Raw genomic sequence first — 14558 nt, 5'->3', positions numbered from 1 at the left:
TCGGGTAAATGAACGGAATTATTTAATTACTTCAAATAATTCCTGAACACGAAAAGGTTTATAAAGATAGCCATCCATACCTGCCTCTTTACACGCGCGAGTATCTTCACTTGTATCACTTGCAGACATAGCTATAATTTTCACATCCTTATTAATACCCTTAAGTTTTATGTAATTTCTAATGCTGCGTGCTGCTTCAGTACCATTCATTATTGGCATTCTCAGGTCCATCAGAATTAAATCGTAATGTTTCTTTTTAAATTTGTCAACTGCTTCCTGACCATTGAACGCGGTGTCAATATTCGTGAACTGTTCCCTTAAAGAGAATAACACTACCCGATGATTTATGGGGTTATCATCAACTACTAAAACTTCAGAGGATGAATCTAAATCATTTTTCATATAAGCTAAATCACATTTAAGTTACGACCAATTAGTCAATTGGTACCTTTTCATCTGGAAAACGTTCTGCATACTCCCCCCAAAAATTTCTCACTTCCGTTTTCATTTCTTTTCTCAACAGCAATATACCGATTAAGTTCGGAATCGTCATCAAAGCTATGGTAATTCCAGAAAAAGTCCAAATAATAGTTGTATCAGTAAATGCCGCTATAAAGAAACCTATTACATATACAATTCGATAATAAACAACCGCCTTAACTCCAAAAAGATACGTTATTGCACGATCACCGTAATACGACCAGGAAATAGCCGTTGAGAAAGCAAATAATAAGAGTCCTATTGCTACAATATAACTTCCATACGAACCAAACCAACTTTTTGTAAAAGCCTCTGTGGTAAGTGGTGCACTGTGTATCAGAGAATATCCATCCAATTCAACATTTTCATCAGTTGGTATGTGCCCATTAACAACCTCAACAATCCCGGAATAAGGCTGATCGTCCTGCAGCACCACTACTTGTTCAGCTACAGACCTTGCATGAACGATCGTCAAATCATTACTTATTTTTCCATCGGAAACCTGAAGTTGTCCGGTATAAAGGGGTAATTCCTCCTTTTCAGCTAAAAAGCTACTCAATTTTTCCCGATCCTGAATATCTGTCTCCGAGTAGCTGGCAGCCAAAATTTGTAAATCTGCATCTTGAAAACGATTCTCAAATTTCTGGGACCATACTCCTGACGATAAAATAACTAATCCGGTAATGGTACAAATGATAATCGTATCAATGAACGGTTCCAGCAAGGCAACCAATCCTTCAGAAACCGGCTCATGAGCACGCGCTGCAGCATGCGCAATTGGTGCAGATCCCTGCCCTGCTTCATTTGAAAACAATCCCCGATTTACACCGCGGTTAAAAGCAAAGGCAAATCCAGCTCCTAAAAATCCACCAGTAGCGGCAGAACCAGTAAATACATCATGAAATATGCTAATAAACGAAGGAATAATATTTTCGTAATTGTAGAAAATAACTGCCAACGCTCCAAAGAAATAGATTAATGCCATTATCGGCACCAGACGGGAAGTTACTTTTGCAATACGTTTAATTCCCCCAATAATTACAAAGGCCAGCAGCAGCGACAATATACCACCAGTAATTATCTTATTGACACCAAAGGTTGAAAAAACAGAATTCGCAATAGAATTAATTTGTGGTAAGCTTCCGGTTCCAAAAGATGAAAAAACGGTAGCAATCGCAAAAATGGCGGCCAGCCATTTCATATTAAGCCGGTTTTTCATGTAATACATCGGTCCACCGGCAATGGAGCCATCTTCAGCTTTTTCACGGTATTTATGAGAAAGAGTAACCTCCACAAATTTAGTCGTCATTCCTAAAAGCGCAGTAACCAGCATCCAAAACAAAGCTGCCGGTCCTCCTAAGTGAATAGCCAATGCTACTCCGGCGATATTTCCGGTTCCCACGGTACCGGACAAAGCGGTAGTTAACGCCTGAAAGTGTGATGTATCTCCGACATCGCCTTCACGATCAAATTTACCGCGTACAATCCGTAACGAGTGCTTTAAATAACGAAATTGTGGAAACTTCAAATAGACTGTAAAGAAAACCCCTGTACCCAAAAGAAGGAAGACAAACCAGCTACTACCCCCAATAAAACTATCAATAAGCGATAAAACATTATTCAACTGATTCATATACCTTTTTTTTATTTTAAGGCCTAAATTAACATATTCAATATTCTTGATGAAATATATTACGCAGATTTAGTCCGTTTTTTTTCAACTATAAATTTAAATTAATGAACAAAAATCAATTCGTTTCTTCCCCTTTCCAAAAGTTTTGGTTGAAAATAACATTTCCTGCTAAAAATAAAGACATGAACTAGGCTTCAATTCCGTTTTTTCCATAAATTTGTCAAAACAATTAAACAACTCCACTATGTTACCAAAATTTTTAATTGCGGATAATTCGCAGGAAACACCAGACTTACTTTATGTAGTCCACACGCAAGAACCTAAATTCATTGTAAAAAGTGATGTTGAAGATTTCTGGTCCAACCAGGAGGTATACTGGATCAGTGACGAACCTTCATCAAAAGACATTATCAACCAATTGTTGGAAGATGCAGAAGAGTTTCTGGAAAATGAATTGGAAAGTCAGGAAAACCTTTTTGACGACGACGAGGACGAATAAAGAGAATTGGGCATGACTGTAAAGAAAAGAATAACCCGATCTAACGATAAAATAATTGCCGGAGTGCTCGGTGGCTTCGCCAATTATTTTGATATTGATCCGGTTCTTATTCGCGTAATATTCGTGGTGTTGTCAATTTTTAGTGCAGGTTTCCCCGGACTGTTAATTTATTTAATTCTCTGGATTGCCATTCCGAAAGAGAATTAGTCCTGCGGTACATCTTTTAAACTCAGTTGAATTCTCTTTCTGGGTATATCCACATCGACCACTTTCACCTTGACATGTTCGTGTAATTTGACGATTTCATTGGGATCGCTGATATACCTGTCGGCCAATTGCGATACATGTATCAAACCATCTTGTTTGATACCTACATCCACAAAAGCACCAAATTTGGTAATGTTGGAAACAATGCCCGGAAGCACCATACCAATACTTAAGTCTTCCATTTTATAGATACCTGGTGCAAATTCAAAAACCTTAATGTGTTTTCGGGGATCTCTGCCTGGCTTGGCAAGTTCTTTGGCAATATCTTTCAACGTAGGCAACCCTACCTGCTCTGTCAGATACCTTTCCAATCGAATTTGATCCTGCAATTCGGAACTTTCAATCAGCTCTTCAATGGAGCATCCCATATCTTTTGCCATCTGATCAACAATGTGATACGACTCCGGGTGAACAGCGGAATTATCCAATGGATTTTTAGCATCCGGAATGCGCAGGAAGCCGGCCGCTTGCTCATAAGCTTTGGCTCCCATTCTTGGCACCTTCAACAATTCTTTGCGCGAAGAAAAAGCTCCGTTTTCTTTCCGATAGTCAATAATATTTTGAGCCAGTTGTGGTCCCAAACCAGAGATATAAATCAGTAAATGCTGTGAAGCTGTGTTTACATTCACCCCCACCATATTCACCGCTGATTCAACAACCGTATCCAAACTTTCCTTTAAAAGCTTCTGGTCCACATCGTGCTGATATTGCCCCACGCCAATAGACTTTGGATCGATTTTTACCAGTTCAGCCAGCGGGTCCATTAATCGGCGACCGATAGAAACGGAACCTCGCACCGTTACGTCATATTGAGGAAACTCGTCGCGGGCAACTTTTGAGGCCGAATAAATAGAGGCACCATCTTCAGAAACCACATACACTTTGACATCCCGGTCGTAATGCAACTTTTTAATGAAAAATTCTGTTTCCCGACTGGCGGTACCATTTCCAATGGCAATAGCTTCAACCTGATAAGCACTTACCAAAGAAACGATTTTGCGTGCAGCCTGCTTGGTTTGTTCCTGTGGTTTATGCGGATAAATTGTTTCGTTATGAAGCAGGTTTCCCTGCTCGTCCAGACAAACGACCTTGCAACCTGTCCGGTATCCCGGATCAAGCGCTAACACCCGCTTTTGCCCTAATGGAGGAGCCAATAAAAGCTGTTTAAGGTTCTCAGCAAAAACCTGGATAGCTTCCTTATCGGCTTTCAATTTCGATGTATTGGCAAATTCCGTTTCGATAGATGGCAACAGCAAACGCTTCAAACTATCCTTGATTGCCTTTTCAACCTGTTCACCACATTCGTAGAGGGTACGGATAAATAATTTATTCAGCCGTTCAAGCACAGCCTCCTCATTCGGAGAAATACTAATCCTCAAATATCCTTCATTTTCACCTCTGCGCATGGCCAATAAGCGATGCGAAGGACATTTTCGCAACAATTCTTCCCACTCAAAATAATCGCGGTACTTTTCGCCTTCGTCCTCTTTCCCTTTTACAAGTTTACTGGTTATAACGGCACCAATTTCAAATGAGCGGCGGACAATGTTTCGTGCCTTTTCATTTTCATTCACCCACTCAGCAATAATATCTCTGGCTCCGGCAAGCGCATCCTCAACGCTTTGCACCTCATCATTCACAAATTTCAACACCCGGCTTTCCAAATCACTCTCCTGTTGTCTCATGATGATTTTTGCCAGCGGCTCCAAACCTTTTTCGCGGGCAATGGACGCTTTCGTCTTTCGCTTTGGCTTATAAGGCAGGTAAATATCTTCCAGCTCAGTGGAATCAAAACATTGATCAATCCGCTGTTTTAATTCGTCAGATAGATTCCCTTGCTCCTCGATGGTTTTCAAAATTGTTTCCTTACGCTTGAGCAATTCTTCAATTTTGATTTTCTCATCACGAACCTGAGCCACCTGAACTTCATCCAAACTTCCGGTCATTTCTTTCCGGTAGCGGGAAATGAATGGAACCGTTGCCCCATCATCTAAAAGTGCAATGGTATTTTTTACCTGTTCAGGATTTAATTGAAGTTGGCTCGTTAAGCGTTGGATTATTTCTGGAGTGATCATTTGGAATAAAATTAAAAAAACGAAGATAAAAGAATTTTACCGATTGACTGCTCTCCATTCAAATGTAAACCACTAAAAATCGATGGTGAGTTGAACCGGGCCAGGTTCCTCATGTGGAAAATTAGAAACGGTAAGGCCAAGCAAACGAATGCCCTTGGCAAAAGGCTCTTCAGCTTTCAACAATTTATAGGCAGTTTCATGAATCAAACTTCGCGAATCAATGAGACGATCAACTGTTTTGCTGCGAGTGATTTGCTCAAAATCAGCAAATTTAATTTTCAGGGTTATTGTTCTGCCATAACTTTTCGACCGCTCAATTCTACGCCATAATTCGTCTTCTATCTTTTCGAGTTGAATATTCAAATCATTTAATAAAAAATAGTCTTGCCCAAAAGTACGTTCAGCTCCCAACGACTTTCGCTCGCGGGACGGAACAACCGGACGATTATCAATCCCACGTACAATGTGATAATAATAATTGCCGGCCTTGCCAAACTGTCTGACCAATTCCTGCTGATCCAGTAGTTTTAAATCTGCTCCGGTATAAATTCCCTGCTTATTCAACTTCTCGGCAGTAACCTTTCCAATCCCAAAGAACTTTCTCACTTCCAGTTCTTCAATAAAAGCAGCAGCCTCATCCGGAGTAATCACAAATATTCCATCAGGCTTTTTCTCATCAGAAGCCACTTTTGCCAAAAACTTACAATACGAAACTCCTGCCGATGCCGTCAGATTTGTTTCTTCTTTGATTCGCCTTTTTATTTCTTTAGCAATTAATGTAGCAGACGGCTTTCCTTTTTTTGCCAGGGTCACATCCAGAAAAGCTTCATCCAACGAAAGTGGCTCAACCAAATCGGTATATTCATGAAAGATATCCCTGATTTGACGACTCACCTTTTTATAATTCTCAAAATTCGCTTTTACAAAAATAAGGTCCGGACATTTTCTTTTTGCCAGAATGGACGACATAGCCGAACGCACCCCAAACTTCCGTGCTTCGTAACTGGCAGCGGCAATCACTCCCCGCTCGTGATCACCTCCAACTACCACGGGCTTCCCCTTTAATTCGGGATGATCACGTTGCTCGACAGACGCATAAAAGGCATCCATATCGATGTGAATTATTTTGCGCACCGGGTTTTCCATTGCTGTAAAGATAGCCAAGAATAAAATTATTTTTTGCTGGCAATTTTCCCAAACGAACATTCTATGATTGATTTTGTAAATTGGCAATCGAAACACAACAACAAAGCTGATGCAAACTTGTTATAAGCTATTTAACAAAGGATAGTATCCTGAAAATTGACATTATGAGGAAGAACCAAATAAAACGAATACTCAGAATCGCATTTATTATTGCAAGCATAGGCTCCTTATATTTCGTACCATGGATTTTGGTAAAGGCTTGGATTTTACCACTACCTGATACGGTTCAGGAACAACTAGATGAAGCAATTGATTTTGGATTTGATGGCATGATTGTTTTTGTAGACAAAGCTGGTGAACCAGCTGAGTTTTATGCTGCAGGCTGGCACGATAGAGAAAATAAAATACCTGCTTACCCGCAAGCCTTATTCAAGATTGCCAGTATCACCAAGCTCTATGTCGCTGTTGCTGCTACGAAATTGGTCAAAGCAGAACGTTTGTCTTTGGATAAAACCCTTGCTGATTACTTTCCGGAACTTGCAGGACGAATTGAAAATTCAGACGAGATAACCTTGAGAATGATGCTGCAACACCGGAGTGGCATTCCCAATTTTGTTGACCATCCTGATTTTTGGATAAAACCTCCCAAAAGCAGACAAGAAACACTTGAATACGCACTGGATTTACCAGCAGACTTTGAGCCAGGCGAAGATTATGGTTATTCAAATACCAATTATATGTTGATTGAGGACCTCATTGGTAAAACGGTGGGCTATCCCCACCAGCAGTATATAAAAGAGGAAATCCTGATACCTCTCGGCCTCAAAAATACGTTCGGTTCGCTAAGTGAAGTGGATATAAATGATGTGATGAGTGGTTATTATGTTGGTATTGAAACTGATTTCAAAACTGAAGATACAGGCTTAATGCTGGCTACTGCAGAAGATGTGGGTATATTCTTACGTGCATTAAATGATGGTTCGGTGTTTAATGAAGGTGAACAGGAAATCTATTCCTCCGTTTATGAGTACGAACATACAGGTTTGCTTGTGGGCTATCAGAGTATTGCCAAATACTACAAAGACATGGACATGGTGGTCATTCAATTCAATAATACTACTAATTTTGATGGATATGACTGGAATTTATCGGAAATTGTATACAGTCGTATTGTAAAAATACTGCGAAGAGAAAAAAGCTCATAGATTTGATACAGGTTATGGCTAAGAAAAAATCAACTCGTATAATCGCCATAAGTTTATGTTTTTTCAATGGTGTATCTGCCCTATTTGGAGGTGGAAGTTTGATCTATGATCCAACGGGAAAATTTCTGCAAATGCCAATTGAGTTTTTGGAACATACGCCCTTTAAAAACTTTCTGATCCCGGGAATTATCCTGTTTACTGTAAATGGATTATTCAATGTGCTTGTCGGGATTTTAGGAATCAGAAAAAATAGCTTATTCCCTTGGCTTACGACGCTTTGCGGACTATTACTGACCACTTGGCTGACCGTGCAAATAATTATGATCCAACAATTCTATGCTCCGGCGCATGTCACCTATTACCTGGCAGGAATACTGTTGATTGTTACTGGATTGCAACTTAGCATTCAAGCTAAAAAATAAATGTGTTCGAATGAAAATAAGTAGTATAAAATTTCTAATAGCTGCTCTATTCGTATCTCTTTCAATATTTGCCCAAACGCGAGACGTACATATTGACAGCAACAATGGAATTGTTCCACCTCAAATTGACAGCACCATTCAAGTTTTAGCTGAGCAAGGAAACTTGCCTTCATTGCAGGTACTTGTTGTAAGAGACAACCAAATTACATGGTCCAAAACATATGGAAATGAAGCAAATAAAAATGTTCTCTACCAAATTGGCTCCATCGAAAAAGTAATAACAGCCACGGCTCTACTGCAATTGTATGAGAAAGGGAAAATAGACATCTATGCCGATGTGAACGAATACCTTCCCTTTTCAGTGCGGAGTCCAAAATTTCCGAACGACACGATTTCAACCATAATGCTATTGTCCCATAGAACAGGGCTGGACATGTTTCAGTATCAGTTTGATTGGGACACCAAAGACCTTGAGGAATATTCAGTCCAGAAGAAGAGTCTGCCTATCCAATCACTTCCAGAAGAAGATTTCATGAAAGCCTCGCTGGATTCCATGGGAGTTAATTATAATCCGGACATCTGGATGTTCAAGCCAGGTACAAACTTTCATTATTCAAATTCGGGCTACTTCATTCTCCATTATTTGATAGAACAGGTCTCAGGTCAAACTTATTCGGAATATGTAACCAAAAATATTTTTCAAGAAACAGGCATGAATCATTCTGTGTTTGCAGATAATGCATCATCCGCTAATTTCCCGAACTCCTATACCAGAAACGGTAATGAAGACACTAAACTGCCATTCCGGGCGGGGATGTATACAAATGCTGAAGACATGGCAAATTTCATGATAGCACACATGACCAACGGAAAATATAATGGCAATTACTTATTACAACCAGAAACAATTGAGTTGATGCACAAAAAGCATTCGCATGGTAAAGACCTGTTCCATTTATTCAGCAAATGTCAATTTCCGGGATACGGATTGGGAATCATTTATTATGGTGACAAGATACTTGGTCATGGTGGTTCAACGATTGGATATCAAAGTTTATGGAGTTTTAATAAGTCAGACAAATCAGGATACATCATTTTAACCAATGTCAACGGACTTATTCATGGTAAAAAGAATTTTGATTCAGTATGGAGTACTGTTTTTTCTGTTGAGAAATTAATTAAATCGGAATTAGGATATTCTACTTCAAGTTTCAAGGTCTATATTGTATTTGGAATTATTGGTCTCATCGTAAATATTATATTTTTCAGAAGAAGACGTAGAATTAAAAGGGCTAAAACAAATAACTACCCGCGCTAACGGAGGTGGTAGAAGCAATCTCAGGAAATGGAGAACCAATAACGCAACTTAATTGACATACACCCCATCATATAAAAAAACCAAATATTATGAAAATGTTGTTTGTTGCAATCGTTTTAATCTTTTCTTGTGTTAGTTGCGAAAAAGAAGATTTTGACATTAATAAACCTGACGTAGGGAAATTTGTCCAACAAATTAAAAATGGAACTTACGACAACTATTACGTTAACGAAAATGGAGAAAAATTATGGCTTCTAATGCCTGAGTTCAATGAAGAACATATACAATTACTAATTGAATTTTCGTCAGACACAACACATATACATGCTTATCCTTTAAACTCATTATCGTCGCGGACACCCTACCCAATCGGAAGAGATTATGCAATTTTAGGCGAATGCTTACTATGGTCAGTAGAGGGAATTAGAAATCAAATGGGATATGGTTCGCTCGACCCATATTTAATTGACGATGCCAGAGATGAAAGCGAACGATATAAAGGAATTAATGGAAATGAGGTATTACAAGTTCGTGAGCTTTATAAAGACTGGTGGGATGAATATCAAACATCCAACTGGAGAGAAATTAATCCATTAGAGGGAACCACCTATCGTTGGTTTTAGTTCCCCTTTGCCAGCGACAAATAACTGCAATAAAAAAGCCGTTTCCTGATAGAAACGGCTTTTAAAACCTATTTAATTTTACTAATTCTCAAACACTCGCACTATACATAAGCTCACTATTCCACCGGCTCAGTTTTCTTGCGGCGCTTTTTCACCACTTCATTGTTATCGGCAATTATTTCGGCTACCGTTCGGGCAAAGCTACCGTAGGTTTCTACATCTACCTGGTTCATTGCCTGCAGATAAATTACCAGTTGTTCGTTAATTATTTGTACCACTTGCTTCTTAATTGAACTGGCATTTTCCATGGTGCTTTCGTCTGCCTTATCTTCTTCATATGCAATGCGGGTAGCCTCAAAATCAGCCTGGGCTGCTTGCAATGCCGCAATTAGGTCGGCACAGCCCGATAAGGCTGCAATGTCGTCTTGCAAATTGGGTTTTGCTAAATCATTCAATAACGAATTAATTAATGACGACTCAGTGGCATAATTTTCCGATACGATAGAAATTCCGTATTGCTCAAGAACTTTTTCCACCTTTTCAGCCGAAGTTTTGATGGCATCATCAGGATGGTACAAAGAGCCCTGCACAAAGTGAAACAACCCGCGAACGTACTGATCCCGAACGCTGTCTTTTTCATCAAGCACCGACTCTGCTTTCATGCGCCGTATGGCTGCAGTCAGTTGCGTAGATTCGCTTTCCAAGCTGCCATAAATTGTTTCCAGATGGGCATCTGTGTTTAAACTTGTGTTTCTGTAAGCACCAATCAAACGGATTGATACTGCATCTACTTCTGTAGTGCGACTAGTACTCCTTAACTTTTGAATCATAGTAAATTAATTTGTTTTTAATAAAATTGATTAGTACACTGATCACAGCTCTGTATGGGGTGGCAGTGTCTTGGTTATTTAACGAATAAAAGTTACAAAATATTTATTTATGGTAAGTAATTTTAAGTTGATATTTTATGGGATGGCAATGTGCCATACTTCCACCTGCCATCTTTTTGACTTGTGGCAAAGTGCCATACGTCCAATTATCACCTCTTGAAGTAATGGCATCGTGCCACATCTCCACTTTTTAGTTTTTTGAGCAATGGCACAGTGCCAAGAGCTTACTTTTCATTTTTTTGACTAATGGCACTTTGCCACGAGGCCGCAGTTCTATTTCTACCCCTCTGCTTATATACATCTGTTTTTCGGATGAATTGAGAGGCCATTTATAACCGATCCAAATTAGTTAAGCATAATAATAGATTCTGATCAATTTTGTAATTTAGGTGAGTTTAAAACCTAATACCCAAAATCATGAAAATTGTTCCATCCCAGAGTATAGCAGGTATAAATAAAGCAAATGTGTCATTACAGGTACGTTAGCGGCAAGTTTAAAAAAGTCACAATGAAACAGACACTTTATATACTTTTAATTCTACTTTCTGTTAGTTGTTCCAGTCAGACAAAAAGGATTAACAATGAAAACGAGAAAATTTTACAGGCAGACAAACTAACTGACCAAGGAAAATACAATGAGGCTATTCAATTGTTGAATGGTGCTGAATCATCGGAAGCTCTTTATTTGATTGGATTTTCTTATTTGAGAATTAAGGATTATAAAAATGCTCTCTCAAACTTTCAACAGGTTTATCGAAAACAGCCTGAATATAAAAATACTTGTTTTAACATCGCTCAATGCTATCTTGAGAAAACTGATTGGTTTAATCCCTCAATTGATAAGTCTAAAACAATTGATACTGTAATAAAATACTTGACTGAAGGAATCAACTTAAAATCAAATTATATTCCAGACAATTATTTAGCTCAATACTATTCAAATAGAGGACAAATGTTTCAGATTAAATCGGAATTTGATAAAGCAATTAAAGATTTCTCTATGGCAATGGACTTAGATGTTCAAGGCGACTATTATTCACGGAGAGCAATGACATACCATTTTATGGGTAAAGACAATTTAGCCTGCGAGGATTTTATGAAAGGAAAAGAATTAGGAGAAACATATAATGACAAAGAAATTAAAAAAATCTGCCCATAAAGCAGTACATATTGCAGGGCGGGGTTCGGTGGTACGCCAACTGCGTCCCGAGAACTCGGGATCGCATCGTAATTCCGTGTTCGCCAGCTGGCGGATAGGAACGCACTCCGAAAACCGCCCCGACAACTTGCAAGTGACCTATAGCTAAAAGACTAAAAATAAACTAAAAACTAAAAATTACTTTCTATGAAAAAACTATCCGCCTTATTTGTATTAGTTTTCTTGACAATAAGTTACCTCCATGCTCAAGATATCATCCTTACATTTAATGCCAAGGATGCTTCAAGTACCATTGACAGTATCAAAGCCTTCAAAGTAGAAAGTGGGGAAACTGCGTTTGTTGAAGGTTCAAATACAATTAATATGAGTTCCTTTACTACTGGAACCAAACTATTTCCATCAAATCCTGAGGAAATATGCGTTTATCCAAATCCATTTGAAAACTATACTCAACTCATATTGCGTTCAAGTCAAAATGATAATATTAAAGTTTCTTTAATCAACGCCGCCGGACAAATAGTTGCTGAAAAAAAACAAAATGTAACTCTTGGTATTCACCAATTTAATATTTCAACCAATGACAATGGATTATATATTTTAAATATTACAGGTAATCAAACTAAATTTTCACAAAAAATAATTTCAACAAGAAACAATCAATATCCAAACAAAATTGAATATAGCGGATATTCGTCCATTTCTCAACATGAAAAATCAGCAAAAACAGCAGCAGACGAATTACTTAACTTCTTTGTTTATTCTGGCGATAATATCACTAAAATTGCTGATTCCCCGACCGAATCAAAAACCTATGAGGTAGAATTTCATGAATGTAAAGATGCTGCCGGAAAATCTTATCCAATTATTCAAATTGGAGACCAATGGTGGATGGCAGAAAATCTGGCTTATCTTCCCAAAGTTGATTCATTGGACTATGAATCATGGAACGTTCCTGCATATAGTGTATATGGATACAATGGAACAAATTCAGACGAAGCGAGAGAAACAGCAAACTATAAAACTTATGGTGTACTATATAATTGGTTTGCGGCATTACAATCTTGCCCTAAAGGATGGCATTTACCAAGTGACTTCGACTGGAATCAATTAGCTGAATTTATTAATTCGGAAAATGGAGGCTCTCCCAAAACAGAAGCAGGCTGGGAAAATATTGGAAATCTATTAAAAACAACATCCAGCTGGGAAAATGAAGGAAACGGGACCGATGATTATGGATTTTCTGCATTGCCAAGTGGTATAACGCCATCATATTATTATGATGGGTCGAGTGTAGGAAAAATTACTATTTTTTGGTCTTCTAATGGAGGTATTCATAATGGACATTCTAATTTTATGGCAATGTTCTTTGATTCTGGTAATTTAATGGATTTTGAAGGTGCTGAAAGTAATTCGAGAATTTCTGCAAGGTATATTAAAGGTGTTTCAGAACCTATTGCATACACTAATTTTACATCTGAGGTAACTGAAACAACAGCAACTTTAAATGCATTTGTTTTATCGGACAATGGAAGCGAAATAACTCAAAAAGGTTTTTATTATACAGAGGCGGGAACTGAACTTATAAATGACGAAAACAAAATCATTATTGAAGGTTCAGATTATGATTTTAGTTACGATTTAAATAACCTGACATCGGGCAAAAACTATCAATTTTGTGCTTTCGCTATCAACAGTGAAGGTTCTTCATTAGGTGATACCATAACTTTTCGTACTTCCACCAATAATATTGAATATGGGACATTTGTCGATTCCAGAGATAATCATGAATATAAAACAATACAAATTGGTAATGAAACCTGGATGGCCGAAAATTTAGCCTTTGATGCCGGAGATGGCTGCTGGGCATATGATGACAATGAAAGCAATGTAAATATCTACGGCAGGCTATATAATTGGGAAACTGCTAAAAATGCCTGTCCTGAAGGATGGCATATTCCTACTAACGAGGAATGGCAAAGCCTGGCGCTTCATGCAGGTAGCAGTTTAAATATTTCAAGAAAGAATTTTATGTTTTGGACAGAAGGTTATATGTCGATAGGTCGTAATTTAAAATCGAAAAATTATTGGTTTGAAAATGGTTCTATGCCCGGACCAGGAACTGACAATTTTGGTTTTGGAGCTTTTCCGGGTGGAATGTATTTTGATGGAATGTTTGACGCACTTCATTATTCTGGTAGATACTGGAGTTTGGATAAAGATGCATACACTTGGGGTTTTAGTTCTGGTGATTATTTGGAACCTGGCTATAACAGTGTAAATCCAGCCCATGGCTATAGTGTTCGTTGCGTTAAAGACAATTTAAATTTAGGAGTTATTGAGCTTAATGACCAAGAGTGTCCTAACGCCGGACTAGTCATGGCGCAATTTACTGATGATATTGGGCTTGTGAAAACTTCACCGTCAACAGGCTTAAACTATATTGATTATTATGAAGAATATTCTGATGGCGGGTCAATTGCTATTAAACTCTATCCTTGTAATATTTCAAATGAACAATTGATAGCGGGAGCGGAAATAAAATTTAGTGGAATTGTTTATACTAAAGATAACCCGGATGATAATACAATTGATTCTGATTTTGCTCAAATTGTAATTTCTTCCGCTGAATATGTAAAATAAATTTATTCGAATTTTAAGAACTTCTGCAATAATAGAGAAGTAAATAGAGAAGTTTCGGTCGTGGGGGGGGGGGGGGGGGGGGGGCCCCCCCCCCCCCCCCCCCCACCCCCCCCCCCCCAAAAAAAAAAAACAACAAAAAAAAAAAAATAAAATATAAAAATATTTTTTTTTAAATTTTTTTGAATAAAATTAGTAAAAAAA

At 38.2% G+C, this 14558-nt stretch carries 14 protein-coding genes; 8 read left to right on the top strand and 6 right to left on the bottom strand.

Annotated features, from left to right (window positions below; genetic code table 11):
* Nucleotides 1-18: 18 nt before the first annotated feature.
* Nucleotides 19-402, bottom strand: a complete 384-nt coding sequence (locus ACUNWD_RS18390) for a response regulator (protein ID WP_445589323.1) — start codon at nt 400-402, stop codon at nt 19-21.
* Nucleotides 403-433: 31 nt separating this feature from the next.
* Entirely contained in the window at nt 434-2113 is a 1680-nt protein-coding gene (locus tag ACUNWD_RS18385) for an alanine/glycine:cation symporter family protein (RefSeq protein WP_445589322.1), read from the bottom strand.
* Between the two features lie 244 nt (nt 2114-2357).
* Here ACUNWD_RS18385 and ACUNWD_RS18380 point away from each other — a divergent pair, with 244 nt between their 5' ends.
* Nucleotides 2358-2612, top strand: coding sequence for a hypothetical protein (locus ACUNWD_RS18380; RefSeq protein WP_445589321.1), 255 nt, complete (start codon nt 2358-2360; stop codon nt 2610-2612).
* Between the two features lie 12 nt (nt 2613-2624).
* Entirely contained in the window at nt 2625-2819 is a 195-nt protein-coding gene (locus ACUNWD_RS18375) for a PspC domain-containing protein (protein ID WP_445589320.1), read from the top strand.
* On the opposite strand, the gene ACUNWD_RS18370 is transcribed toward ACUNWD_RS18375, so the two are convergent.
* Nucleotides 2816-4954, bottom strand: coding sequence for a Tex family protein (locus tag ACUNWD_RS18370; protein WP_445589319.1), 2139 nt, complete (start codon nt 4952-4954; stop codon nt 2816-2818). The two genes, ACUNWD_RS18375 and ACUNWD_RS18370, sit on opposite strands and share 4 nt — an antisense overlap.
* A gap of 72 nt (nt 4955-5026) precedes the next feature.
* Entirely contained in the window at nt 5027-6118 is a 1092-nt protein-coding gene (gene dinB, locus ACUNWD_RS18365; protein ID WP_445589318.1) for a DNA polymerase IV, read from the bottom strand.
* Nucleotides 6119-6264: 146 nt separating this feature from the next.
* On the opposite strand from dinB, the gene ACUNWD_RS18360 reads away from it, so the two are divergent.
* The 4 genes from ACUNWD_RS18360 (at nt 6265) to ACUNWD_RS18345 (ending at nt 9668) form a co-directional block, all read left to right on the top strand.
* Complete coding sequence (locus ACUNWD_RS18360; RefSeq protein ID WP_445589317.1) at nt 6265-7305, top strand: serine hydrolase domain-containing protein; 1041 nt, start codon at nt 6265-6267, stop codon at nt 7303-7305.
* Nucleotides 7306-7319: 14 nt separating this feature from the next.
* Nucleotides 7320-7727, top strand: a complete 408-nt coding sequence (locus tag ACUNWD_RS18355; RefSeq protein WP_445589316.1) for a hypothetical protein — start codon at nt 7320-7322, stop codon at nt 7725-7727.
* Nucleotides 7728-7737: 10 nt separating this feature from the next.
* Nucleotides 7738-9045, top strand: coding sequence for a serine hydrolase domain-containing protein (locus ACUNWD_RS18350; RefSeq protein ID WP_445589315.1), 1308 nt, complete (start codon nt 7738-7740; stop codon nt 9043-9045).
* Between the two features lie 89 nt (nt 9046-9134).
* Nucleotides 9135-9668, top strand: a complete 534-nt coding sequence (locus ACUNWD_RS18345) for a DUF4943 family protein (RefSeq protein ID WP_445589314.1) — start codon at nt 9135-9137, stop codon at nt 9666-9668.
* A 116-nt stretch (nt 9669-9784) separates the two neighbouring features.
* On the opposite strand, the gene ACUNWD_RS18340 is transcribed toward ACUNWD_RS18345, so the two are convergent.
* Nucleotides 9785-10498, bottom strand: a complete 714-nt coding sequence (locus ACUNWD_RS18340; RefSeq protein WP_445589313.1) for a DUF6261 family protein — start codon at nt 10496-10498, stop codon at nt 9785-9787.
* Between the two features lie 103 nt (nt 10499-10601).
* The gene (locus tag ACUNWD_RS18335; RefSeq protein WP_445589312.1) at nt 10602-10745 is read right to left on the bottom strand and encodes a hypothetical protein; all 144 of its coding nucleotides are present in this window, start codon (nt 10743-10745) and stop codon (nt 10602-10604) included.
* Nucleotides 10746-11066: 321 nt separating this feature from the next.
* On the opposite strand from ACUNWD_RS18335, the gene ACUNWD_RS18330 reads away from it, so the two are divergent.
* Together ACUNWD_RS18330 and ACUNWD_RS18325 are read left to right on the top strand one after the other, a co-directional pair.
* Nucleotides 11067-11717, top strand: a complete 651-nt coding sequence (locus ACUNWD_RS18330; RefSeq protein ID WP_445589311.1) for a tetratricopeptide repeat protein — start codon at nt 11067-11069, stop codon at nt 11715-11717.
* 186 nt (nt 11718-11903) lie between these two features.
* Complete coding sequence (locus ACUNWD_RS18325; RefSeq protein WP_445589310.1) at nt 11904-14357, top strand: FISUMP domain-containing protein; 2454 nt, start codon at nt 11904-11906, stop codon at nt 14355-14357.
* The last annotated feature ends 201 nt before the right edge of the window (nt 14358-14558 follow it).

It is taken from the genome of Sunxiuqinia sp. A32 (genome assembly GCF_052690465.1).
The sequence above is the reverse complement of the archived record's forward strand: the minus strand, read 5'-3'. Positions and strand labels throughout refer to the sequence as shown.